We start from the raw sequence: 24,963 nt of genomic DNA, 5'->3' as shown, positions 1-24,963 counted from the left end.
ACGCAACTTGTATAACTATTCATAGAACACTCAGTCGCATGAAATAAAAATGCAATAAAATCAACACTTAAAAAAGTTCCCCATTCACGAAAATGTAATTTTATGGAAATGAAAGCTTAATTTATCTGCTCTAAATTAGCTTCATATCGAAACGGAGAGCACATTGCTCACGGATTTTAAAATACAAGGTAAGTGATTATGAAAAAGGCAGTTCTAGCTTCTGCAGTGGTAGCGGCACTAGTTTCAGGTTCATCTCTAGCAGCAACAGTTTACAGCTCTGACGGTACAGAACTTAAAATTGGCGGTCGTGCGGAATTCCGTGGTGATTTCATTGGTTCAGGCGGTAAAGAAATCGACGGAACAATGAAAAATAAAAGCCGTGTACGTTTAAATGTTGGCGGTACTACAGAAATCACTAGCGACCTATCTGGTTTTGGTTTCTACGAAGCAGAACAAGGCGTAAATTCTTCAGCTGACAATGATGAAACTGACAACTTTAAGCAACGTTACATGTATGCAGGTTTTGAAGGTAACTTCGGCGCAGTATCAGTAGGTCGTCAAGATACAGCTGCAGCTCAAATCTCAGAAATGTCGGATGTTACTATCTACTCTGGTGACCAAAAAGCATTCATCAATGCAGGTGACGAGCAAATCAATAACACGTTTGTATACGCTTACGACGCAGACGCACTTTCTCTTAAAGCAAGTTTGATTGCTGGTGAAGACAAAGATACTGACGGTTACGGTATCTCTGGCATTTACACACTACCGATGGGCTTAGGTTTCGGTCTTGGTTACTCAGGTAACGACAACGGTACTGGTAATGGTTCAGCTACAGCATTGATTGCTGGTATTAACTACAAAATGGATGCTTTATACCTAGGTGCAACCTACACAATGGGTGACCTAGACGACAAAGCAAAAACTGAGTTCTCTGGTGTGGAAGTTGCTGCTAAATACAAGCTAACAGACCAATTTGAACTGGCAGGTTTGTACCAAAAACAAGAAAAAGACGCGACACAGAACTTAACTGAAGACACAGCTGACTTCTTTGAGCTGACTGGTACTTACAAGTTCAACAAATCTATCCGTACATACGTTGCTTACCAATTAAACAATCTAGACGACGTAAAAGTTGCAGGTTTAGAAACACAAAGTGAAGACTCTCTTCGCCTAGGTGTACGCTACGACTTCTAATCTAAAGCTACTTTAGATGAAGACCAAAAAGGTTGGGCAATGGCTCAACCTTTTTTCATATTCGAATATTCTGACTAACTTCATCAATGCTTTTTCTGGTTAAGTGGTGCTAAATCCGTATCATAGGTGTACCACATCAAATAATTAGAAGCATCATGTCACAACACCATCCGATCCAAGGCGCTAGCTGGATGCTAACCGCAGGCCTAGCCTTTGCCGTTATTAACAGCCTAACTCAAATTGCTAGCATTCATTTCGGACTTACTTCTACCACCGTTGCCGTCATTCAATACGCCATCGCGTTGTTCGCTATTCTTCCTTATCTGAAAACGCTGGGCATTCGTCGCGCACTAAAAACCGACAACCTCAAATTGCACGTATTCCGTGTCTTCTTGTCTGTTATTGGTATTCAACTTTGGATATGGGCACTGGCTTACCCAGTACCAATTTGGCAAGGCATTGCCCTTCTCATGACATCGCCATTGTTTGCAACCATTGGTTCAGGGCTTTTCTTAAAAGAGAAAGTTGGGGCTGCTCGCTGGGGCGCGACCTTAGCAGGCTTCGTGGGTGCGATGGTGATTCTAGAGCCGTGGGCTGAAGATTTTAACTGGGCAACGTTATTACCAGTCGGTGCCGCTTTCTTCTGGGCATGCTACTCACTGATGGTGAAAAAACTCTCTTCGCAAGACAGTCCTTCAACCATGGTGGTCTATCTTCTACTATTAATCACACCATTTAACATCCTGCTTGCTGCGCCAGATTGGCAAACGCCAAGCGGCGGTACAATCTGGGCTATATTGATTGTTATCGGTGTTATGACGGCACTCGCTCAATGGGCGATAGTAAAAGCCTACTCGGTCGCTGATGCTTCGTTTGTGCAACCTTTTGACCACGCCAAATTACCGCTAAATGTTTTAGCAGGTTGGATTGTATTTAGTTGGGTTCCACCGGGTCGTTTATGGCTAGGGGCTGCTATTATTATTGCGTCAGTTGCATTTATAACGCACTGGGAAACTAAAAAACCTTCAAAAGTGAAGAAAGTTTAAGGTTGGTGAAATAAATAGTTCGACAGTCCGTTCTATATGGATAAGAGAATTCAAACGAGGCCGTAACCATGAAGAAACCAGTCAAGATTACACTATACCGTTGGGCAGGCAGCTGGGGTCCATTTAAAGTTAACATCCCATGTGGAGAATGTACCCTTACCAAAGACATTCTGAAGGATACTTTTGAGAATGAGTTGGCCGATGTCGATGTCGAACTGGAAGTGAAAGATTGGTTGTCTCACTGGTGGGAGCCGCTAAAACTAGGCTCTTGGCATGCTCCAATCCTTGTTCTTGAAGGCAAAGTGGTCAGCCAAGGTGAAGCGCTGAATCGCGGTGTGTTAATCCAATCGGTGATCAAAGAGTGGACCAAACGAGACAGCCTAAAAGGCAACATCGTTTATGGTAAGGCGACCTGCCCATTCTGTGTTAAAGCGAAGAAAATGCTGGATGAAGCGGGTGTTGAATACCAATACCACGATGTCGTAAAAGACAGCGCCGCTTTGTACCGTATGATTCCAGAGGTAAAAGCACACATTGGTGAGAAAACACCGGTCACCGTCCCGCAGATCTGGCTTGATGGTAAGTACATCGGTGGTGCCGATAACTTAGAAGCGTGGATGAAAGAGAATGGCTTAGATAGCATCCCTAATAATGTGGTCGACTTATCCAATCAATCTGCTGGCTGAGTTCATTAAAAGCCATTAGTCAGAAGCTTAATTGGTATTTTTTGTGTCCATCCACAACAAAACAAAGCGATAACTTTCACCAATCGCTAAAACGAAAAAGGCCTTAAACTTCATCGAGTTTAAGGCCTTTTAAAATTCCGTTTTTGAAAATGCTTATTTAGCCATTTTCTTCATCATTCGCTTAAAGAACGATGGTTTCTTTGGCTTTGAAGTGCCGTACAATGCTTCGTGCATCATGTTTTTTGCTGCCATTTGACCAAGGTATGCGTGGCCTAGTTCGTAATTCATGCTTATCTCCGCACATAATCAACTTTCTTTAGCGCGGATTTTACACTTAAAACGCCCAAAAACAAGATCTAAATCACACTTTAATGCGATATTAAGCATCCATTTGCAATTAGCCTAATTTTGTCTCTGTGCTAATCAGCATTGTTTTTGTATATCAATGAGTTAACCTAAATTCTGGTTTGAGCTTAATGCTCCATTCCTAATAACAACCCAAGACATTGATTTAGACACTGATAAAAAAAGCAGCTCAATAGAGCTGCTTTCTAAAATGCTTTACTGAGAAACCTAGCTGCGCTTTGGCTGTCTGTAAGTTTTACCGGCAATTTGGTATGTGTCTTTTTGCTTCAATTCAAACATCGTTTCAAAGAACCAAGCTGCAAATTTGATTAAGTCATCGCCTTCATTCATAACATGTTCGATGTACTCTTGCTCTTCGCCTTGTTCATTTTCTTGAAGCGTCACGTGGTAAATACGCTTTTCGCCTTCCACTTCAGCAAGTGCAAATTGACCAGTCAGTGATGCAGCAGCCTCAGCGACTTCTGTATCCTCATTGGATTTCAATAGCTCAAGCGCTTGAGGCAGGCCATCTAGTGCGCAGATAGCTTTTACCAGTACTTCAAATTCATTTTGCTGCATTTTGTTTTTACCTATTCAATGGACCGAAGCATTGTAGAAAACCATCAGCACAAATACAACGTATTAACGATGGTGCGTTAAACGATAGTGAATTTGGCATTTAGCTATATTCCACTTCAACAGTATCGCCTTTGTTGTTCATTTTGGTTGAAGACCAAAGCACTCCGCCCATGGCTGCACCAATAATGAGGTAGAACACGCCTAATTGAAGATGAGTCGTGACCCAACTCTCTACAAGATACCCACCCAATAAACCCGCTAAACACATCTGAATTGAACCAGACAATGCCGACACTGCTCCCGCTTGTTTCTTATGAGGTTCTAATAACATGCTGATTGATAATGGGAACGAGATGCCTTGTGCTATCGCCAACCAAGTAAACGCCCAAACTAAGTTAAAGATGGATAACTCATGAGTAAGAAGCCAAGTTCCCGATGCCAAGATAATCAAAATAGCTAGGCTCATCAGTTGGGGCGTACTAAACCTACGATTGAGCAAGTTCAAAGCCACGCTACCGATCAGTAAGCCTGCCGAAGGGACAATCATCAATGAACCATACTCAGCGGCGGTCAGCCCCAATTGCTCTTGCATTAAGAATGGAAACAACGACAGCGATACCAAACTCGCCATGTAGCTCATCCAGTTGTAACTGGCACTGGTCAACACTTGGCGATTGGTCAACAAGCGTCCGTAGTTATTCACCACTTGGCACGCATCAAAGCGGCTCTTTCCGTATGGCAAAGTTTCATGCAGAACAAAGTAACCCAGTGTGAATATCGCCAGTAAATACAATAGAACGAAAAGGAACACCGCCTGCCAACCAAGGTGGAATGAAATCCAGCCACCAAATACAGGCGCGATGATCGGCATGATCGAAGCGGTGATCGAGATATAAGACAACGCTTTGGTAAGCTGTGAACCATCATAGCTGTCACGAAGCACACTTCGCCCAAGAACCGAGGCACTGCCCGCCCCTAAACCTTGCAGCAAGCGACCAACTTCTAGCGCCGTCATATTGTCAGAAAACACAACACAAACGACTGTACCAATCAAATAAACACCCTGACCTAACAAGAAGATAGGTCTTCTTCCCACCGCATCGGACATCGGTCCGTAAAATAGCTGAGACAAGCCAAAACCCACCAGAAACAGCGTGACGAGAAGCTGTACATCTACTTGAGTAGCACTTAAATCAGAAGCAATTAACGGTAATGCTGGCAAGTAGATGCTCACACCCACCTGCCCCGTAGCAATAATCATCATTGCTAAGAGTAACGGTGTTTTTTTAAAGGTCGATTGGCTCAAAAAATTCCCTATTCGTTTGATATTTGTTCATTAGACGAGTTTACATTCAAAACCAATAATTGATAATTAGCTAAATTGGAATTTTATTAAGTCCCAACAGGAAATAATATGGATTGGATTCTTAACGTAAAAAGCTACGTCAGAGTAGTCGAAGAAGGCAGCTTCAATGGTGCTGCTCGAAAGCTGAACACCACCAGCTCGGCGATCAGTAAAAGAGTGAACTGGTTAGAAGAGCGCATCGGCACCCAACTGTTAAAGCGTACCACGCGATCAATTAGCCAAACCGAAGCAGGTGCGCTCTTTTACCTGCGAGCCAAGGATCAGCTCGACAATTGGCAGTCCATTATTGATGAGACTCGCTCGGTTAACCAAACCCCAGCAGGCCTATTAAAGATTGGCGCTACGATTGCGGTTGGCTCTAAGTTTCTGGTGCAATACATGGACGACTTCTTAGAAAAATACCCAGACATTAAGGTGCAGCTGATCACGACCACGCCAGGCCAATTACCTGAACTGGGCTTAGATCTGGTGATCAGTCGTGAACTGGAACAGCTCAACTCCTTAAGCTTCAAGAAAACACCGCTGTTTGAACACAAAGCCAGCTTCTATGCAGCGCCAAGCTATTTAGCTAAACATGGTTACCCCGCCAACGAGCAGGACTTAGAACAACACAACTCTTTGATTTGGGGAGAGCGCCCTACCCGAGAAGTCACACTCACCAAAGGGCAACGCATCACCCTCAATGGTAACTTTGCGACCACCAATCCAGAGGCTTTGTTTCATGCTGCGAAGCGAGGAATGGGCGTACTGTTAACCATCAAAGCGATGATCAAAGAGGATCTAAAGCAAGGGACATTAGTTCCAGTATTGCCAAATATTACCGCCGACGAAGTGATGGTTTACGCGTACTACCCTAAGCTTGATTACTCGCACACGCGAACCAAGCTCTTTTTGGACCATCTGAAAGACAGGCTAGACAAAGAGCGTAGCACGCAAGCTCTGTGAAATAAGTCACATTTTAATTTGAAAAGTTATACAACACGGTCAATAATAAACTTGACGCATATAGATTATACAAGTTCGCACATATACAAGATAATACGTATACCGCTTACACAGTGAATCTGGTTAACTAGGGGTGGTGGCTATGACTCAACATACGCACAATAGCATGATAGACACAGAGCGCATTGGCCGTTTGCTGAAATTGGAAGGTATCGACCTTTTAGAGTCAGCTGTGCTTACTTTACATCAGACCTTTGATACTCAATACACTAGCATCATTGAGAAGAAGTACTTCCCTGACCAAACCGTTCCTTTGGTGATCGCCCATTCTGATCATGTATTACATGACAAAATCAATGCGCGCCATGGTCACATCTACCAACAAGCCTTCAATCAAAGACACCCAGATTGCTCATTTTCTCAGTACATCGTCCAGTCATTGCCAACATCGGCATTTAGGCAGGAAATCACCTCACAAAACTCCATCGCGATCCCGACTCAAACTCAAAGTGGCGAAGTGATGGGCGTGCTGTTTTCAACGTTCACCTCGCCTCTTAGCCCTGATCAGCAACAAGACGTGGTAAAGCACCATCAATTGTTCGCCGACATCATCATCCACACCTTGCGTGAAATGTGGTTTAACGATCGTTCCGAACAACTTGTAAATCAGCTTAGTTATGAGGTGTCACACGACAGCCTAACCGGGTTACTCAACCGAAGCTGTTTATCAGATACCTTAGAGTCGATTACTCAACAGAGCGTCACTCCGTTTACACTGGCTTTACTCGATATCAATAGCTTCAAAGCCATTAATGATATGCACGGTAATTATATTGGCGACAAGGTGCTGCAGTTTGTCGCAGAAATATTGCGCCGAACTTTACCTGAAAGCAACCTGACTTTCCGGACTGCTGGCAACGAGTTCGCCTTCATCACCTACCATTCTGATCCGATAGCCGTGTGCGAACAAATACTGGCCAAAATTAAGCAGGGCTACAGTAGCGTTGATATCAAGATAGATTTCGACGTCAGCATCGGTATTGCCAGTTCGGATGGAGACAACAAAGACGTTGAGCAAATCATCTTCAATACCAGCTTGGCGCTTAAAGAGTGTAAACACAGCCAAGATACTCATATTCAATGTTATGACACTCACTTAAGAGTTCGTTACCAAAGAAAAACCGAGCTAGTCGCAGCGCTACGAAGTGAGCTGGAAAACCCAATTTCACAAAGCTATATCCCCGACAGCAATGGAATGTACGTAGTGGTACAGCCGATTGTGGGTCAAGGTGAAACGCAATGGGAATATTTCGAGGTACTGACTCGCTGGAAAACCGCCAGACATGGAGACATCTCACCCGTAGAGTTTATTCAAGTGGCAGAAGAGTCAGGGCTGATTGTCGAATTAGGTGAACGCATTATTGAATTGGTGTGCCGCGCTAAAACCACACTAGAGCAAGGCTTGGGCTACAAGGTTAAACTTGGAATCAACTGCTCTGCGCACGAGCTTACTGATTCGAAACGTTATATATCCTACCTGACTCGAACCATTGAACAGCACCATTTTAAGGCGAATGAGTTTGTTATCGAGTTAACCGAAACCGTTCTGTTATCGCCAACACAAGAGACAAAATCCGCGCTTAACTTTCTGAGAGGACAAGGCTTCACGATCGCACTCGACGACTTTGGTACAGGCTACTCCAGTTTGAACTACATCCACAGCTACCCTATCGATTGCATTAAAATTGATGCGACCTTTATTCGAGACTTGTTAACTAGTTCGACCTCAGAGAGCGTAGTATGGCTGATTGTTCAACTGGCCCATAGACTCGATGTATCTTTGGTTGCGGAAGGTGTTGAGAAGCGTGAGCAATTAGAAAAGCTGCACGCGATGGGATGTGACAAGATCCAAGGTTACCTCTACTCACCTCCAATGCGACCTGAAGCTATCGTTAGCTATGTCGCGCACTCAGAGCCTTTAGTTTAAACCCTTACCGAACCTTCTATTGAGAACTAAAAAGCCGCAAGAGCATCACTTAACACTGACTGTGCTTTGTGATGCTCTTGCGGCTTTAAAACAGTTTAATGGCTAGCTACTTACTAGCATTATTAACCATTGCTAGATTGCGCGTTTCTAACGCTGCCTTCAATAGCTTGTCGGCTTCATCTCTCGCGGCTGTGAATGTCGCTTTTTCCTTTTTAGGCACAGAATCGGCCATTGGGATATTCGCTTTCATCGCATCAACAGGGCGACCACGTTCGATCAGTTCATAGTGCAAGTGAGCACCTGTCACTCGACCCGTTTTACCCGATAGGCCAATACGTTGACCACGAGATACCGTTTGTCCTTTACGAACAAGGATCTTGCTTAAGTGCAAGTAGCGCGTTTTATAAGTGCTACCGTGTTGAATCACCACATAGTTACCCGCATAAGGGTGTTTACGCGTCATGATCACTTTGCCATCACCCGTTGCTTGAACAGGTGTGCCAATTGGTGTCGCGAAATCCGTACCGTTGTGCGGTGAGATTCGGCCAGTCACAGGGTGTAGACGTTTAGGGTTAAATTGAGAACTCTGACGCCAGCTACTGCTCACTGGGTAACGTTGGAAAGCACGTTGAAGGCTATCGCCATTAGCATCGTAATATTGTCCGTCGGTGTGTAAGTATGCTGACACAACGCGGTTACGATTCATGATCTTAATTGCTTCAATTTCACGTTTTCCGGTTGCAACACCATCAACATATTGCGCTTTTTGAAGCACTTCAAACTGATCGCCAGCACGTAGGTCGCGGCTGAAGTTCAGCTTGTCTTTAAGAAGAGTCACAATATGGTCAATCTCAAGGCTGTTCAGGCCAGCTTTATTCGCCGACATTGAGAAGCTGCCATGAATATCACCCACGAGAGGTTTTTGCTTCCATTCACCAGGAATAGAGATGTCTTCGAATTCGTAGCTGCCGTCATCAAGTAATCGGTAAACCACTTTGTCCGCGACGCTAAATTGAAGTTCCATTTTAGAAAGGTCGCCGGTCGCTTCATCACGCCAAAAGCGTAATGTATTACCCGGACGAAGCGTATCTAAAGCAAGGAAGTTCAAATCAGTTTCCATCACGCTCATCATCGATTTGTAAGAAAATCCAAGCTGAGTGAAGATGCTACTCAAGTTATCGCCAGATTGAATTTGGTACTCAAACGTTGGCGGTTCGATAACAGTAACAGAAGAAGGTGACAGAATTGACTCAATCACGGTTGAGTCGGGCAAATCAAGATCGATCGTTTTCGTCAGATCCGATTGTGACGATTGCAAAGCAACACCAATCGCAGCAATAAGTGGCAGTCCCAAAATAGCTACTTTTTTTACAGGTGAAAGCTCAGCAAACGGAGAGGGAAATATTTTTGAATACACGGTAAACAGGTCTTTCTACGATATAAAGGCATATGATATGCTTTTCAAACGCATAAATCATCAATGCATTGTCATAATATGATGTGAATCTTCCCAACTTAGCCTAAGTCATTGAGTTGCCGTAGATGAAGAGCCACTAGATAAGAAATAAAATTAACCGCTAAATTTAAAAATAAAAAAGCAGAAACGGCTAGTTTCTGCTTTCTATTGGTTGACGTTATTCCGTTTCGAATAATTAATAAACGAAGCGAATTAGTCGCTGGCTTTAAGAAAAGATTATGCGTTTACCGTCGACACTAGGCAGTTGTCTTCACCAAATTCATTTGGGATGTAACGATCGGCATTCGCATCGTTCACCCATTGTTGGTCATCAACTAGGTAGCGGAATTGAAACTCGCCATCTTTAGGTAGACGAGTTTTAAACTTGTAAACCTTCCCTTTGGCCAGTTTTTTCATTGGGGTGGCTTTCCAATCAAGAAAGTCAGCAACGATGGATACAGAGTTCGCTTCCTGAGCTTCTAGCTCGAAGGTCACTTCAACTTCATCTTTCGTCTTAAAAAAACGTTTATTAATCATTCGCAAGCTCCATTTGTAATAATAAGCGGACACAAAGCTAACTGTGTCTAAATTTCATTCATCTAACTAAGATAATATGTAATTTGGCTCACATAAACAACAGATCCTTACATTCACGAAAACGTTATTGCTTACCAATTGATTGCGTATCAAAAGAAAAACTCATTAACACCTTTTCAGAAGGGGGGTCTGCAAATGATTGTTCCGCAGAATGCTGAGTAAAGCCGATAAAACCTTCCCCAGTAAGTTTATTCTGTGATTGCGAACCTGGCTGCTGAGCTACCTCCAATGTCTGAATTTGTATACGATCACCCAGTAAAAGTTGGTCGACTAACACCACACGGCTTCGTTGCTGGTCATGCTTAAACAGGCCTAGATAATAGAAAACACCGCTGCCTTGGTTAGATATCCACATCGGCGCGACAAAGAAACTCGCCTTGCCCAACGTGGCGGCTGAAAGATTATTGGTGTCTACCGTTACCACACCGCGCTCAACACCTGAGTCATAGCGTCCAAACGCGATGGCTCTAGGCTCATCAACTTCATTGATAAAAGCGTAGGCGTTAGTCTCAGGAACTTTAATTGTCCATGGATTGGTCGTCTTCAAATCAAAAACGGTTTCTACGACTGGGTCATAACTCACTTGAGAAGAAGGAAACTTCGCCAAGATCTCTTCATCACTTAAGCTAAAGCGATAAATACCCGCTACTATCACCACAACCAGCATGACAATTGGAATCAGTAGAATCAGAGGGATAGGTAAGATTTTCTTTTTCATGGGCAATTATATTCTTTTGTTTTCATCCAGTTGTGCAGACCATAAAGGGCTTTAGTATAATTATCAATACAGGGTTAACCAGAAGTGGAGCATGGATGGATATCAATCATATTAAAGATAGAAATATCAGAAGTTGCGAATGCCGCTGTGGAGCAGTCAACCTAGTATGCCGAGGTGAACCTCAACGTACATCTGTCTGCCATTGCTATGAGTGTCAGAAACGCACCGGAAGTGTGTTCGGCATTCAAGCTCGGTTCCCAATAGAACAAGTTACACTCAGCGGTGAAGTGACCTCTTTTTCACGCATCAGCGATACGGGTAATGAAGTCACCTATCAGTTTTGTCCCAAGTGTGGCACCACCATGCTTTTGCAGTCGGTTGCCGCCGCTGATTTTTATATCGTCCCGCTCGGATTATTTAAAGAGCAAGACTTCCCACTGCCGAGCTTTTCGGTTTATGAAGAACGCAAACACGGTTGGGTTAAGTTCGACCACCAAATGAGCCATTACAACTAGTTCGTCATTGAGCGTTATCTTTATCTCGTTATTGACCGTTATCTTTATATAGCAACAGTATTAAAACAAACTGCAATACTGTTGCCTAAGATCAAATATCACCGCTTCACAGCGCTAGCGTATCTTTTGTCTAGCGTTATAATCTTGCTCCTCTATTTAACCCAGGGTGAACCACATGATTTCTAAGTTACCTCGCTGGGTTGAATACGGCGCCCTTTTGTTAGCTGGTCTTGCTGGCAGTGTTAATGCTATCGGCTTACTTGGCTTCCAACATCAAGCTATCTCCCATATCTCCGGCACCATGTCTTTGCTAGGCAGTAGCCTGCTTACACCGACCTCGGCTTCTGTTCACCTCCTATTGGTGATCATGAGCTTCATGTTAGGTGCGGCGTTCAGCGGGTTCTTTATTGAAAACCAAGCATTGAAGTTAGGACGCCGTTACGGTGTTGCACTATGTATTGAGGGTGGATTGCTGTTTTTGGCGCTGTGGACACTGTTGCAAGGCTATACTTCAGGTCAGTATTTCGCTTCAGCCGCGTGTGGTTTGCAGAACGCGATGATCACCACTTACAGCGGGGCAATCATTCGAACAACACACATGAGCGGGATCATTACCGATCTTGGGATCATGATTGGCGCTCGCTTAAAGGGGATGCCTTTTGACCGCCGTAAAGCCAAACTGCTAATTTTCATTGTGGTTGGCTTCCTGTTTGGCGGCTTAATTGGCGCTTGTCTGTTCCAACGCTTCGAAATCTTGGCATTGGCTTTCCCTGCCTCTTTTGCTTTCATTATTGCGTTTAGCTACTGGTTATACTTGACCTATCGAACTGAAACCCCAGTCAATTTATAAATATCTGGCAATATAACCTCAAACTACGTAACATCCGCAACACTTTATTCTAAACTATTAATACGTTGCAGAATAACCAGTATGAATATTTAGCGATATTTGATGAATAGTATTGCAAGCGATATTAATACTGGGTAATCTTGCACCCAATGAGAAAATACGGACGTTTAGTGAATAAAAATGCCAAGGATGTGGCTTTTTTACGTGTAGAAATTCGAGAACAATAACATGTCTAACAACAAGAATACTGCTCAAACAGAGAAATCTAAAGGCAGTTTCTGGGTTTTCTTAATCCCATCATTGATTGGTTTATTCCTTTTCATGGCGCCAATCAGCTATCAAGGTGATCTAACCATCCCTGTAGCTATCTTAGCCAAATCAATTCAAGCGGTTTTCGGTGAATATCTAGTCCCTATCATCACTGCGATCGTTGCTTTCATGTCTGTAGCTTCAGTTTTAAGCACCATTTTTAAGCCTACATTCATTACATCAAATTCATTTTTAAACGGCCTTTTCAACCCATCTCCACTGTGGTTGCTGGTTCGTTTAATTGGTGGTGCTGCAGCCGTTATGGCTTTCTTCCAAGTTGGCCCTGAGGTTATTTGGGAAGAAAATACTGGTGGTCTGGTTCTAGAAGGCCTGCTTCCGACACTGTTCTCAGTATTCATCTTTGCTGGTTTGCTACTTCCGCTTCTACTTAACTTTGGTCTACTAGAGCTGTTTGGCACGCTACTAAGTAAAATCATGCGTCCAATCTTCAACCTACCAGGCCGCAGTGCTATTGACTGTATGGCTTCTTGGTTGGGTGACGGCAGTGTTGGTATCCTGCTTACAAGCAAACAGTACGAGAAGAAATTCTACACTCAGCGTGAAGCTGCGGTTGTTGGTACGACTTTCTCAGCAGTATCTATCACATTCAGTCTTGTGGTTATTGCTCAGGTAGAACTAGAGCACCTGTTCCTACCTTTCTACGCAGCAATCTGTTTAGCGGGTATTGTGGCAGCGGTGATCATCCCTCGCCTTCCACCACTAAGCATGAAGAAAGATACTTTCATTGATGGCAGCAAGCCGCACAAAGACGCTGACGCGATCCCAGCAGGTCACTCAACGTTCTCTTGGGGTCTTGAGCTAGCGGTAAATAAAGCATCTCAAGTAAAGTCGGCTAAATCTGTATTTGGCGAAGGCGTTCGTAACGCCGTAGATATGGTATTTGGCGTACTGCCTGTTGTTATGGGTTTAGGTACAATGGCACTGGTTATTGCGGAATACACGTCTGTGTTCTCAATCCTAGGTCAGCCTTTCATTCCATTCCTAGAGCTACTTGGTGTTCCTGAAGCGGTTGCAGCATCTGAAACGATTGTTGTTGGTTTTGCGGATATGTTTATTCCAGCAATCCTTGCGGCTTCTATCGACAACGAGATGACTCGCTTTGTTATTGCAGCAATGTCGGTAACTCAGCTGATCTACATGTCTGAAGTGGGCGCTCTGCTTCTAGGCAGTAAGATTCCAGTGAACATCTTAGAACTGTTTATTATCTTTATTCTACGTACGTTAATTACGCTTCCAGTTATCGCTGGTGTAGCGCATCTAATATTCTAAATTAGATACTACTTATGTAACTCAATAAAGATTCAGTTTATAAAGCCTCACTTTTGTGGGGCTTTTTATTAGCACAAATATATACACAGCATTATTTAGAGTTCAATCAATTTATAAGTTCTGTATATCACTTGATTTCATATCATTTATTCAACCCACCTCTTGTTAATAGAAAACTGAACGCATAATCGTCAAATTAATACATTCTTAATCCCTCCTTAAACTCTGTCTAGCCCCATTCCCCAACTCATTGAACCAAATACTAAAAGTAACAAATATGTGATTTAGTGAATTTTGTATTGTTTAGGTTGTTGTATTTTTGCAGTCTATTTTGTGAAATTACATTCAAGTAAAACCCAATCTAGTCGATATATATAATTACAAAAACACGATTAACTTTAGTCTTCGCAAAGCCTGTGAGAAGGGGAAAACTCAATGAAATTTAGCCATAAGGTGGTTGCTGCATCATCAGCCTTGCTGCTAGTGACAGTATCATTGCTTTCAATACAACAACTTTACACTGTAAGAAGTGCAGTAGAAAACCACGTCAATGCGAGCCTGAAAGAGATGGTCTCGGGCGTGAAAAATACCGTCGTATCGGAGATGAACGCCAAGAAAGCGTTGGCTCAATCGACGACTGAAGTCATCGAGATCAACCCTGAAGATCGCGCTTACGTTAAAGAAATCTTAGAAAAGCCAAAGCTTAAAAACAGCTTCCTAGCGGTTGGTTTTGGTTATGAAGCAAACGGTTTCGTTATTGAAAATGATGATGGTTGGGATGCCGGTCCAGACTACGACCCACGAATTCGTCCTTGGTACATTGATGCTAAATCCAAAAACAGTTTAGTTGTTACCGCTCCTTATGTGGATGCATCAAGTAAGAAAGTCATCATATCAGTAGGTACTCCAGTTAAAGACAACGGCCGCTTTACTGCGGGTATGTTCTACGACCTAGAATTGACGAACCTTGCTACCTTGGTCAACCAAGTGAACTTGTTTGATGCGGGTTACCTGTTCCTAGTAACAGCCGACGGCACCACGATTGCTCACCCAAATGCGAAAAACAACGGTGAAACGCTATCAAGCTACATGCCACAAGCGACTATTCGTGAAGGCTCTCAAGAAATTGAAGTCGACGGCAAAATGTTCCTAGTTAATTTCACCCACATCCCTAGTGAAGATTGGTATATAGGTGCAATCCTCGATGAAGAGATCGCGTTCCAAACCGTTGAAGAATTGAAGAACAGCTCAATGATCTACTCGTTGATTGCAGTTATTCTCAGCATCATTGCACTGACTGTTCTGATTCGTGTGTTAATGCGTCCACTGGATGCGCTTAACCAAGCCATTCAAGATGTGGCGAGCGGTCAAGGTGATTTAACTAAGCGCCTAGATACCAACACAGACCAAGAGTTCTCTGACCTAGCGAAAGGTTTCAACACCTTTACTGAAAACCTGCAAAATCAGATCATTCAATCGAAAGCGATTGGTGTTGAAATTAAGCGTGGTACTGAAATCACGGTTAAAGGTGCAGGCGAATCAGCGAAAGCGATGAATACCCAACTGGAAGAGCTTGAACAGTTAGCGACTGCAATGAACGAGATGGCGGTTACTGCAACTGAAGTTGCAAACAATGCTCAAGGCGCAGCAGCGGCAGCCCGTGAAGCAGACGAAGCAACGCTAGACGGCACATCTGTCGTAAGTGACACCACTCAAGCGATTGATAACCTTTCAGCACGTATCGACCAAGCGGTTGCCGAAGTACAAGTACTTGAATCAGCAACAGCCAACATCGAAACAATTCTAAAAGTAATCAACGATATTGCAGACCAAACCAACCTACTGGCATTGAATGCGGCTATTGAAGCGGCGCGTGCTGGTGAATCAGGCCGTGGTTTCGCAGTCGTTGCCGATGAAGTTCGTACTCTGGCACAACGTACTCAAGAATCAACTACGGAAATCCGCAACATGATCGAGCAGCTCCAAGCGGGTGCAAGCTCAGTATCGAACGCGATGAACCAAAGTAAAGACACAGCCACTGACGCCGTTGAACGCGCTCAGCAAGCGAACTCTTCACTTGACCGTATCCGTGACGCGATTCAACGCATCTCAGATATGAACATCCAGATTGCTTCAGCGGCAGAAGAGCAGAGCTTAGTAGCGGAAGAGATCAATAACAACACTGTTAAGATCAAAGACCTTTCAACACAAGTATCAACAGCGGCCCAAGAAGCGAATACCGCAATGCAGCAGCAAACTGACAATGTTCGCCAACAAGACGAGCTATTGAATAAGTTTACGGTTTAACCAAGGTTTGGCTCAGTTGCCGTTTGGCTGAGTCGCCATTTGGTTTAGTTACCGAGCAATAGCTTAAAATAAAAAGCCCCGATTACTGATTGCCAGTAAGCGGGGCTTCTCTTTCTAGTCTATCCAAGTTAACTCGTGACAGGCTTCAATTCATTCGTCGTTAACATCATACATTGGTTCGATTCCACCTTGATGGTTAAATCCTTACCAACACATTCAAACACATCATCCGACAGTAAATCGGTTACCGCACCAGTCCAATTTAATGAGGCTGTTTTGCTTCGCTTCGACTTGTTGATCACCACAATGCCTTTATCGCCACGGACAAACACCAACAAATCATCATTCGCTTCAACCACACGCATCGCTTCGCCATGAACATGGTTATGGAATTGAATCATGCTTTTCATGTAAGGCGCTTGCCAGTCGTTAAGCCAACGAGGCTGACCGCTCTTGTCCAGAATACCGCTGGTGCTCAGTTCACTGTAAACAAGCGGCACACCGCCGTCTCGACCAAGAATGAAAGCATGAGCCAATCGCTCATCCACTTCATCCATCACATGCTCCAAAAACACCTCGTTATTGGGAATATCATGAGTGACCGCAAACGTGATCGCTCGCATATTCGACAGAGCCTGACCAAAACAGTATGGGTTAATCAAAGACTTAAAGCTGCCCTGCTCTTCAAATGCTTTGAAGATGGTGTTGAACAACGGGAAATCGTAAGCGCCTAAGCGAGTGTGTTTAAGATAAGGCTCAAGGAACAGCTCATACTCTTCTTCTGTCGCGCCGCCATCGGTAATGATCTCACCGAAGATGTGCATTTCTTCGCAGATGTCATCAGTCCACACCTTGCGTAGATGTGCCAGTGTCATGTGCTTTGCCGCGTCAATGCGAAACCCTTTCACACCAATCTCTTTCAGTGCTTTTAGGTAGGCTCTTTGCTGTGCCACCACATTATCGTTATCAAGCAGCGTTGGCAGGCCAGGGTCGCTCGCGCCACCGGTAATACGCCCGTTTTGCACTTCCCAAGTGTCTTTCCAGTTCTTGATGCCAAACGCCTCCACGAAGTCGTTCTCATCAAATAGAGGCTCAGAAAGGTCACCAAACAAACGTATGGATTCATAATAGTCAGCATCTTTTTGATAAGACGCCATGTCTTGCTGATTGGGATACGTTAGATCACCGCGGATACCCGATTCGTTGGCCATGTGGTTAAACACCACATCCACATAAGTACGAAGCCCATGTCGCTTTAACGTGTCGACCATCGCTTTAAAATCTTGTGTGTCACCCAACTGATTATCGATCACACGATAGTCTTGGGGCTGATAGCGTTGCCACCATTGAGTGCCAGAATTTCGATCGCAACCTTTAGGGCCGCGCAGCGATTTCATCGCCGGTGATACTAAAACAGATTTATAACCCAACTCTTGGATCAGTGGGGCGTTCTTCATTACGTCAGCGTAGCACCAGTCAAAGGCATGCAATATGACATCTGTCGCTGGTTTGCTTAACATAGCTGAACTCTCCATGTTGTTCTCCTACCAAACTCGTTTACAGCTTTTTAGAAAAGGCAAAGGCTAAAAGGCAAAGCTGCAATAAATTTCCTCAAGAATGGCATTTATTATATGAGTTACTCATTAAAAACCCTCCTCCTCCTACCAATTACTCACGGTGGATGGTTGAGGGCGTAGCACCAATTATCGCATAACGTCTGGGATGAACACTCAACCGTAGTGCTTTAAAACGCGCACAAAAGTCACAAAAAAGGAGCGTATATACGCTCCTTTTATTCAATCTAACACATATTTATAACTAAGTTCTGTAAAGAACCTTCACGACGTGCCAGCCAAATTTTGTTTTCACAAGGTGTGGTACAAGCGTCTCGCCAGAGAAACAAACCTTATCAAACTGAGGCACCATTTGACCTTTTTTGAACTCACCTAGGTCGCCGCCCTTTTTACCAGATGGACAGGTTGAATGTTTCTTCGCTAGCGTTTGAAATTTAGCGCCCTTTTTAAGCTGCGTCATGATGTCTTCTGCTAGTTCTTTATGCTTCACCAGAATATGAAGCGCTGCTGCTGTTCTTGCCATGATAATTCTCAGTTTGTTGCTGTCTGCTTGTCGACTAACCATCGACAGCGAGTATTTAGCGTGATTTTAACCCAAGAACCGCTATTCTTCACTCTATAACCGAAAACAACTGCCTTAAAGGCCATTAAAAACCGCATCGCGACTTGCTGCGGCTTCCATTTCCCTTTAAATTAATCCTTATAAATTAAGCGCGTATTAAGTAGGAGCCACTTATGGCCAAACCGATCAGTAAAGCGAGTCAGTCACAGGGAATGTTGATGTTCAAGTTGTCCCTCACTCAAAGTTTTGCGATTGGCACGCTTAAGGTCAGAGAAATCGTCCCTTTTCAGCCGATGACTCAGATCCCCTACTCCCATCATCACGTGATTGGTACAGTGACTATCCGCGACGTTACAGTTCCTGTGATTGATATGTCCGCTGCGATTGGCTTCCGTCCGATAACACCCGCTGAGTACCAAGATTGTGTACTCATCGTTACTGACTGTTTGAGAACAGTTGTGGCGTTCTTGGTTCGTTCAATTGATAAAATCATTGAATGCGACTGGAAGAGCATTGAATCTCCACCCACCAGTGTGGGTCGCAATGTGTTTGTAACGGGTATTACACGTTTTGAAGACCGTATTGTGCAAATGCTCGATGTGGAACTGCTGCTTTCTAAGATCTACCCAGCTTATGAGAATGCTCATATCCCGATGCTGACCGATGTAGAAAGGGAACGTCTCAAAGCGTTGAACATCTTGTTGGTTGATGACTCGTTAATTGCACGTAAGCAACTATCTGACGCTCTAGACAGCATCAACATCCCTTATAGCATCTGTAACAATGGCTTAGATGCGATTGACCTGATGCGACGTCAAGCCAGTGCTGGTAGTGCCATTGATCTTCTCGTAAGTGATATCGAGATGCCGGGATTAGATGGTTATGAGCTTGCATTTGAAGTGCAAAACGACAGCGCTTTAAGTCACGCTTACTGTATTTTGCATACCTCACTGTCCAGTGAGATCTGTGTCGACCGTGCTAATCAGGTGGGGGCGCATGAAGCGCTTGAGAAGTTCAACGCGGGTGAATTAATCGAAGCTATGCTACGCGGCGCAAAAGTCTTAAACGGCGCCTCTACGGCTGCTTAGGCTCTGTTATAGAAGCTAAACCTGGCATAGTGCTCAATGGTTTAGCTTCTTAGTCTCTTCTTTCTTCAAATCTTAATAAGAATAGAGCTAACCGTTAGTCTTTGTTTTCTGGCATAGACTTTTTCGGCATAGAGTAGCTCTTACTCACAAATTCCACTTCCTCGACTTCATTCACATGATTGGTAAAAGAGGCCAATGCATAGAGAGTGTTCGCGACTAGGTTGGCGTATTTAAAAAGAATCGGGTCTGGCGACTTTTTGCTTTCATGATGTTCAATACTCACCAAAGCTCGCACAACTTTCTTAGCCTGACAACGACACAAGTGAAGTTCACTAGACACTCGGTGTCCACCGGGTAAGACAAAGCCTTTAACCCCCCCTTCTAACTGCTCACGGATACGATGATAATCTTGCTTGAGCTCGACCAATTCAGACTCGGTGATGGCAAGCTTACCGCGCACAGAGCCATTCAAATGGTAGATGTTTGGCTGCAAGCGTTGCAGGATCTCACGAACCTGAGGCTCTAGCTCTAAAGACAACACCAATCCAACTCGGCAACAAAGTTCATCCGACAAAATCTCAAAATCACAGATAGGACTGTCTTCATAGATAAACGGGTAACAAAACTCGTCCCAATCTCGACTTACTGGTTTCACGTACCGATCCTTACACATAAATAGTCATCAAACGTCAATATACCAAACTCTTTGATTTAGACATAAAAAAGCCCTCACATTGGAGGGCTCCTGAAGAAATCGGTTAAACGAGATTACTCGTTAGATACTTTTTTGTGACCTTCTTGTAGGTGAACGAAATCCACCAGATCGTCGCCTGACACTTGGTATGCCTGACCAAAGCCTTTAACGAACAGGCCGTTCTCAGCTTTAAGGTTAAACAGAGAGAAGTCTTGAAGTTGGCTCAAACCATCAATGATTTCACCAAAACGCTCTTGCATCTGGCCAATCACTTGAGTCCAAAGTTCCGTTTCACGCTCCACAACACTTGCTTGAGCATCAAACGTTAAACGTTTACGTGCGTAAAGTTGCTTCGAGCTCTCTTCGTCTTCAATCATCATCAAAGAGACCTGAGGGTTCGCTTTCAAGTTGCGAGCATGACGAGCAATATCAGAAATTAGAACAAAGTAACCTTCTTGGTTCTGAACGAAAGGTGCGTAACTTACGTTCGGGCGACCTTCTTCATCAACCGTTGCAAGTTGAAGGGTACGGCGCTCTTGGCGAAACTCTTTAATTTCTGGACCTAGGCGACCTTGTAGACGTTCTTGTTTTACTTGCTGTTCCATGGGTAATTCCTTTCTTCACTTTCTCTGATTTATTATTTTTGCCCAAGGTTGAGCGATCATTAGCGAACTAAACGATCCTCGAGCATTGATGTCTTGTTTAAGCCAGTTGGCAACCCTATGTAAGATTGCTGCTGATTATTTACTGTAAATTGAACTTAAGCTTGTTCTTTTAGCGCTTTGAAGCGTTCTACTTGGTCGGCAATAAGCTCACGCTTTTCGTTGCGGCCTAGGTAAATCTTAAAAATGTTCTCACCGGTTTCACTGAAGAAGCCGAAGTAATGACTTTCACGACCCATGAACGCCTTGCTCACCAAACCGATATGTTTAACGTTATCAAGTTTAAGGTGACCATGAAGCTCGCCCTCTTTGCCCATTAGGTTGTAGTAACCACGCGCTACCTTACCTTTCGGGAATGGCGCTTTAACTTCAAAGATAGAACCAAATGAATGCACGATAGTGGTCACAGGGCCCCAACCCACTAAACCTTCTAGAATCTCTTGAGCACGGCTGCCATCTAGCATTACCGCCATGTCGTTTGGAAAAGCAGCAACCACTTCAACCTCTGAAACTCCGAGCTTCTCAGCAATTGCATTAGGAAGCAGTTTTGGTTCTTCTTCTAGAATGCGAGCGACACGTTGTTCTAGAGTTTCTGTCATTTCTAATGTTGTATCTGTCATTGAATATGTTTCCGTATAAACGAGTAATTTACGTAAGTTTTAAATTAAAAATTCGATATTAAGCGTGTTTCAAGCTTGCATGCGGGTGAACGCCCGAGCCTGACGCTTTCGGCGCTGGGTGCATTGCTTGATATCCAGCGTTAAGCACTTGAATCACACTCTGAGCGAGGCTTACTGCCCAGAAGCTGCCTGCAATGGTCAGGCTCAAGTAATCTTCCGAAAGCTCAACTAAACCGTTCTGTTCCCAATGCGCGAACAAAGGCTTGAGGTAGTCGAACGTATCTTGCCCCATAAATCTCGGTAGCGTACTTCTTCTAACAACACCAGAATCGAAACCTGCCTTTAATGTTGAGAAGATAGGCTCTAATGAGCTTTGCTTAGTCATCATGGCAATAGGTAATTGACCTTGCTTTATAGACTCCATGTAGCTGTCTAAAGTTCGATGCTGCATCACACCATGACCGCCGATGTTGCCACCAGCGCCACAACCAATGGGTAGAACTTCGGCATAAGTTTTCGCTAAGCTGTTGTAAATGCTGCGTTCGCGGTTATCACGAGTCCAGTGGTTTACGCTCAGTTGCTTGACCTTATTTTTTGCCATGAACTCCACACCCGCCAAATACATGCTCGCCTTATCTGGCGTATTCGCAGGCGGTGGGATTTTTCCTTTCTCAACAAGATTAAGCATAGGTGCATTGCCCGCAACAATCAGTTGGTAGAGGTCAATGCCATGTGCGCCAGTAGACATGTAGTCTTCTAAATCTTGTTGGAACACTTCCATAGATTGGTGTGGTAATCCGTATAACAGATCAAGAACGATTGGCGCTTGCTCGGTGCGGCTTAGTGAACTGATACGTTCTAGCACAACCTCTCGGTCATCTAGGCGCTTAGCACTACGTCGAACCTGAGTATTGAAACTTTGAATACCGAACGAGAAACGATTGAAGCCACCTTCAAGCGCACGATCAAACATCTCGTCACCAAATCGATTGATGCGCCCTTCCAATGTCATCTCAACATCGTTTGCTAGTGGGAAATATTGACGAATCGCTTTACCCAGCTGCTCAACTTGTTGAGACGACAAATCGGTGGGAGTTCCGCCACCAATATAGACGGCGTGAAATAGTCCAGACTGAGCCCAAGGTGTTTTGGCTTTCTGCTTTAGCTCGACCATCAGTGCATCGAAATACTCATCCACTAATTTACGGCTTGCGGCATTTTGGAAGAAATTGCAGAACGTACAACGCACACGACAGAAAGGAATATGGATATACAAGCAACGCGTATCCTGTTTTTTCCCTTCACTCAGCATCAGTTCGTCAAAGAGTTCTAACTTCTTACTGGGGTCGACCGGAATTGAACTTCCTCCGGCGTGTGCAGAATGCTTTTTCGCAAACGCAAAACGAAGCGGATCAGGGCTAGAAACGCCCAAGATTGATTCGTCAAATTTATAAATATTAAGACTCATATAATCTCTCTAAACACTTACATAGCAAAGTCTGGAAGACTATTCGCTAAAACTGAAATAATCATAAATAGACGCAAATGATAATGCAATTGATAATTGATCTTATTTAGATTCTAAGCAATAATCCGATACAGATTTTGGATTTGGTAAAGGATTGAGTGTGAACGTTCCTAGATATGTTATTGCAGGCGGTGCATCGTTAGTGATTCATGCAGCGCTATTATTTGTTGCTCAAGAATCCAAAGTATTCGCGATGCCTGCAGGTAGCCAATCGAACACGGTATCGATCAACTTCACTCCCAAGAGCACGCCTTCTCCAGCTCAACAAAAAACCATCACAGAGCCGGTTGAACCAGAACCAATCAAAGAAACGGTCTCACAAGCCGAACCAAAAACGGTTGAGCCAAAGCAAACTAAGCCAACCCCAAAGAAAAAAGCGATCACCAATAAACCTCAACCAAAGAAAGTTGAGAAAAAAGTGATTGAAAAGAAGGTTGTCGAGAAAAAGCCTGTTCAAAAGAAACCAGTGACTGAGAAAAAGGTGGTGAAGAAAGAACGCCCAGAGCCAGCCACTCAACCAGAGAAACTGGCCGACAAGAAAGTCGATAAGAATATGGACGAATCTGCCAACCAGTCTCAGGAAGTAAACCAAGGCGTATCAAACCAAGAGCCGGTTTTAGTCACTAAGCCTTCGTTCTCTGCGCGTCCTACCCCACCGAATTACCCTCGCCAAGCAAGACGTCGTGGCGTTGAAGGTGTCGCGACTTATGAGATCTGGCTAGACGCTGAAGGCAAACAAATTAAACAAGCATTAGTAAATTCATCAGGCGCGCTAATGCTCGATAACGCCGCATTAGATGCCATTAAACAATGGAAATTCTCACCTCACACTGTCAATGGTCGAGCGATTGCTCACCGAGTACAAATACCTGTTCGTTTTAGGTTGGATTAATCATGCAACAAATCAGTTACTTACAAGATCAACTTGGCTTAATGACTTGGCCTCTTCTTATCTGCTCAGCATTAACAGCAATGATCATCGCTGAACGTGTCTTCCAAGTCATGCTCAGCATTGGTGTGGGCAAACGTGCCATTCGTCGCGAGTTAAACCAAACCTCACCAACCAACAGCAAAGAGATTGAAGCGCTTGCTCAGTCGATTTCAGGTAAACGCCCGCTCTTGTACAAGGGCGTGTCAATGTTGCTTGCTCACCACTCTTTCTCAAAAGGGTTACGTGAAGATGCCGCTGGGATCTGGCTACAAGAAAAACGCCACCAGCTTCATGCAGGTTTAAGACTGCTTGGTTTGATCGGCGTGATCAGCCCACTCATCGGCTTGCTTGGTACGGTACTTGGTCTTATTGAGATGTTTAAAGGCGTTGCCGCGACAACAGGCAGCATCACGCCTAATGATTTGGCAGACGGTCTTGGATTAGCAATGCGAACCACAGCAGCAGGTTTGATGATTGCGCTTCCTGCTATTTCTGGTGCTCAGCTACTAGGGCTATGGGCCGATCGAGTGCTGGCTCAATTGGAGCATACATTGAACTATGTGAATGTGTGGCTAGAAGGCATGTCGATTCAAACCAATCAGTCTGATGATACTCAAGGTAAGCCTATCAACAAAACCTCTATCGGTGATGTGAGTCAAGCATGATTAAAACGCCCCACTCATCTCACACACAGAGCCTAGCGCCAGACTTAACACCGCTGCTCGACATCATTTTTATCGTGATGGTTTTTCTATTGCTTACGGCATCAGTAAAGCTGGAGTCACTGGAAGTTGAGCTGCCAAGCTCGGATGTCAAAAACGTTTCTGAAGTCCACAAGGATTCGATTAGCGTCAATATTTTAGACCGCGAACCCTACTGGGCAATTAACGGCCAAGAATACATCGACTGGGAAAATTTCAAGATTGCCCTGTTAGAAGAGACTGGTTCAACGGATAAAAAACCGATCATCATTGGCGCAGATAAAGCCGCTAACGTGGAGAACCTAGTGAAGTTGCTTTCATTCCTTCAAGAAAACGGAATACCAGCGACTCAATTGCTCACGGACGATGGCTAGAGCGACACTCAATTTTCACGAGGTTTGGCTTCTGGT

General features: G+C 44.1%; 25 protein-coding genes. 13 read left to right on the top strand and 12 right to left on the bottom strand.

The window, feature by feature from the left end; all coding sequences use genetic code 11:
- Positions 1–198: 198 nt before the first annotated feature.
- From AB4154_RS20245 to AB4154_RS20235, 3 genes are all read left to right on the top strand, one after another.
- The gene (locus AB4154_RS20245) at positions 199–1,197 is read left to right on the top strand and encodes a porin (protein WP_372123956.1); all 999 of its coding nucleotides are present in this window, start codon (positions 199–201) and stop codon (positions 1,195–1,197) included.
- 155 nt (positions 1,198–1,352) lie between these two features.
- Positions 1,353–2,243 (top strand): DMT family transporter, encoded by an 891-nt coding sequence (locus tag AB4154_RS20240; RefSeq protein ID WP_017062738.1) that lies wholly within the window; start codon positions 1,353–1,355, stop codon positions 2,241–2,243.
- A 68-nt stretch (positions 2,244–2,311) separates the two neighbouring features.
- Positions 2,312–2,929, top strand: coding sequence for a glutaredoxin domain-containing protein (locus tag AB4154_RS20235; protein WP_372123954.1), 618 nt, complete (start codon positions 2,312–2,314; stop codon positions 2,927–2,929).
- Between the two features lie 153 nt (positions 2,930–3,082).
- On the opposite strand, the gene AB4154_RS20230 is transcribed toward AB4154_RS20235, so the two are convergent.
- The 3 genes from AB4154_RS20230 to AB4154_RS20220 form a co-directional block, all read right to left on the bottom strand.
- On the bottom strand, positions 3,083–3,217 hold the full coding sequence (locus AB4154_RS20230) for a hypothetical protein (protein ID WP_010431176.1): 135 nt from the start codon (positions 3,215–3,217) through the stop codon (positions 3,083–3,085).
- A 285-nt stretch (positions 3,218–3,502) separates the two neighbouring features.
- Positions 3,503–3,853, bottom strand: a complete 351-nt coding sequence (locus AB4154_RS20225) for a hypothetical protein (RefSeq protein WP_017057980.1) — start codon at positions 3,851–3,853, stop codon at positions 3,503–3,505.
- A 100-nt stretch (positions 3,854–3,953) separates the two neighbouring features.
- Positions 3,954–5,159 (bottom strand): multidrug effflux MFS transporter, encoded by a 1,206-nt coding sequence (locus tag AB4154_RS20220; RefSeq protein WP_017062740.1) that lies wholly within the window; start codon positions 5,157–5,159, stop codon positions 3,954–3,956.
- Between the two features lie 108 nt (positions 5,160–5,267).
- Between AB4154_RS20220 and AB4154_RS20215 the strand changes: the two genes are divergently transcribed.
- On the top strand, positions 5,268–6,164 hold the full coding sequence (locus AB4154_RS20215) for a LysR family transcriptional regulator (RefSeq protein WP_017062741.1): 897 nt from the start codon (positions 5,268–5,270) through the stop codon (positions 6,162–6,164).
- Positions 6,165–6,306: 142 nt separating this feature from the next.
- Positions 6,307–8,151 (top strand): putative bifunctional diguanylate cyclase/phosphodiesterase, encoded by a 1,845-nt coding sequence (locus AB4154_RS20210; RefSeq protein WP_372123953.1) that lies wholly within the window; start codon positions 6,307–6,309, stop codon positions 8,149–8,151.
- Between the two features lie 106 nt (positions 8,152–8,257).
- On the opposite strand, the gene AB4154_RS20205 is transcribed toward AB4154_RS20210, so the two are convergent.
- The 3 genes from AB4154_RS20205 to AB4154_RS20195 form a co-directional block, all read right to left on the bottom strand.
- A complete protein-coding gene (locus AB4154_RS20205; protein WP_029235892.1) occupies positions 8,258–9,568 on the bottom strand; it encodes a peptidoglycan DD-metalloendopeptidase family protein in 1,311 nt (436 codons plus the stop codon).
- A gap of 276 nt (positions 9,569–9,844) precedes the next feature.
- Entirely contained in the window at positions 9,845–10,144 is a 300-nt protein-coding gene (locus AB4154_RS20200; RefSeq protein ID WP_009845720.1) for an isoamylase early set domain-containing protein, read from the bottom strand.
- Positions 10,145–10,268: 124 nt separating this feature from the next.
- The gene (locus AB4154_RS20195; protein WP_372123951.1) at positions 10,269–10,922 is read right to left on the bottom strand and encodes a hypothetical protein; all 654 of its coding nucleotides are present in this window, start codon (positions 10,920–10,922) and stop codon (positions 10,269–10,271) included.
- 32 nt (positions 10,923–10,954) lie between these two features.
- On the opposite strand from AB4154_RS20195, the gene AB4154_RS20190 reads away from it, so the two are divergent.
- The 4 genes from AB4154_RS20190 (at position 10,955) to AB4154_RS20175 (ending at position 16,193) form a co-directional block, all read left to right on the top strand.
- Positions 10,955–11,437 carry a GFA family protein gene (locus AB4154_RS20190; RefSeq protein WP_170791798.1) on the top strand — a complete coding sequence of 161 codons (483 nt, stop codon included), beginning with the start codon at positions 10,955–10,957 and terminating at the stop codon, positions 11,435–11,437.
- 175 nt (positions 11,438–11,612) lie between these two features.
- The gene (locus tag AB4154_RS20185) at positions 11,613–12,287 is read left to right on the top strand and encodes a YoaK family protein (protein ID WP_017062746.1); all 675 of its coding nucleotides are present in this window, start codon (positions 11,613–11,615) and stop codon (positions 12,285–12,287) included.
- Positions 12,288–12,515: 228 nt separating this feature from the next.
- Complete coding sequence (locus tag AB4154_RS20180; protein WP_017067418.1) at positions 12,516–13,886, top strand: YjiH family protein; 1,371 nt, start codon at positions 12,516–12,518, stop codon at positions 13,884–13,886.
- Positions 13,887–14,321: 435 nt separating this feature from the next.
- Complete coding sequence (locus AB4154_RS20175; RefSeq protein WP_017062748.1) at positions 14,322–16,193, top strand: methyl-accepting chemotaxis protein; 1,872 nt, start codon at positions 14,322–14,324, stop codon at positions 16,191–16,193.
- Positions 16,194–16,321: 128 nt separating this feature from the next.
- On the opposite strand, the gene AB4154_RS20170 is transcribed toward AB4154_RS20175, so the two are convergent.
- Entirely contained in the window at positions 16,322–17,728 is a 1,407-nt protein-coding gene (locus AB4154_RS20170; RefSeq protein ID WP_017062749.1) for an alpha-amylase family glycosyl hydrolase, read from the bottom strand.
- Positions 17,729–18,011: 283 nt separating this feature from the next.
- The gene (ppiC, locus tag AB4154_RS20165; RefSeq protein WP_017630085.1) at positions 18,012–18,332 is read right to left on the bottom strand and encodes a peptidylprolyl isomerase PpiC; all 321 of its coding nucleotides are present in this window, start codon (positions 18,330–18,332) and stop codon (positions 18,012–18,014) included.
- Between the two features lie 170 nt (positions 18,333–18,502).
- Between ppiC and AB4154_RS20160 the strand changes: the two genes are divergently transcribed.
- Positions 18,503–19,417, top strand: a complete 915-nt coding sequence (locus AB4154_RS20160) for a chemotaxis protein (RefSeq protein WP_372123949.1) — start codon at positions 18,503–18,505, stop codon at positions 19,415–19,417.
- A 94-nt stretch (positions 19,418–19,511) separates the two neighbouring features.
- On the opposite strand, the gene AB4154_RS20155 is transcribed toward AB4154_RS20160, so the two are convergent.
- The 4 genes from AB4154_RS20155 to hutW all read right to left on the bottom strand — a co-directional run bounded on the left by AB4154_RS20155 (position 19,512) and on the right by hutW (position 22,861).
- Positions 19,512–20,072 carry an ATP:cob(I)alamin adenosyltransferase gene (locus AB4154_RS20155; protein ID WP_017062752.1) on the bottom strand — a complete coding sequence of 187 codons (561 nt, stop codon included), beginning with the start codon at positions 20,070–20,072 and terminating at the stop codon, positions 19,512–19,514.
- Between the two features lie 113 nt (positions 20,073–20,185).
- Entirely contained in the window at positions 20,186–20,716 is a 531-nt protein-coding gene (gene hutZ / locus AB4154_RS20150; RefSeq protein WP_004731858.1) for a heme utilization protein HutZ, read from the bottom strand.
- Positions 20,717–20,871: 155 nt separating this feature from the next.
- On the bottom strand, positions 20,872–21,393 hold the full coding sequence (hutX, locus tag AB4154_RS20145) for a heme utilization cystosolic carrier protein HutX (protein WP_372123947.1): 522 nt from the start codon (positions 21,391–21,393) through the stop codon (positions 20,872–20,874).
- Positions 21,394–21,451: 58 nt separating this feature from the next.
- Complete coding sequence (hutW, locus tag AB4154_RS20140) at positions 21,452–22,861, bottom strand: heme anaerobic degradation radical SAM methyltransferase ChuW/HutW (protein WP_372123945.1); 1,410 nt, start codon at positions 22,859–22,861, stop codon at positions 21,452–21,454.
- 160 nt (positions 22,862–23,021) lie between these two features.
- Between hutW and AB4154_RS20135 the strand changes: the two genes are divergently transcribed.
- Genes AB4154_RS20135 through AB4154_RS20125 form a run of 3 tightly spaced genes read left to right on the top strand, consistent with a single transcriptional unit; the run spans position 23,022 to position 24,927 of the window.
- Positions 23,022–23,813: an energy transducer TonB gene (locus AB4154_RS20135; protein ID WP_372123943.1), complete on the top strand. Its 792-nt coding sequence runs from the start codon at positions 23,022–23,024 to the stop codon at positions 23,811–23,813.
- Positions 23,814–23,815: 2 nt separating this feature from the next.
- Positions 23,816–24,517 (top strand): MotA/TolQ/ExbB proton channel family protein, encoded by a 702-nt coding sequence (locus AB4154_RS20130; protein WP_065583702.1) that lies wholly within the window; start codon positions 23,816–23,818, stop codon positions 24,515–24,517.
- Positions 24,514–24,927 carry a biopolymer transporter ExbD gene (locus AB4154_RS20125; RefSeq protein WP_017062756.1) on the top strand — a complete coding sequence of 138 codons (414 nt, stop codon included), beginning with the start codon at positions 24,514–24,516 and terminating at the stop codon, positions 24,925–24,927. The genes AB4154_RS20130 and AB4154_RS20125 overlap by 4 nt, the downstream gene beginning before the upstream one ends.
- Positions 24,928–24,963: the final 36 nt, after the last annotated feature.

The sequence above is a fragment of the Vibrio sp. 10N.286.51.B11 genome (genome assembly GCF_041469245.1).
Lineage (GTDB): Bacteria > Pseudomonadota > Gammaproteobacteria > Enterobacterales > Vibrionaceae > Vibrio > Vibrio crassostreae_C.
Note: the sequence above shows the minus strand (reverse complement) of the source record. Positions and strands in the feature narration are given on the sequence as shown.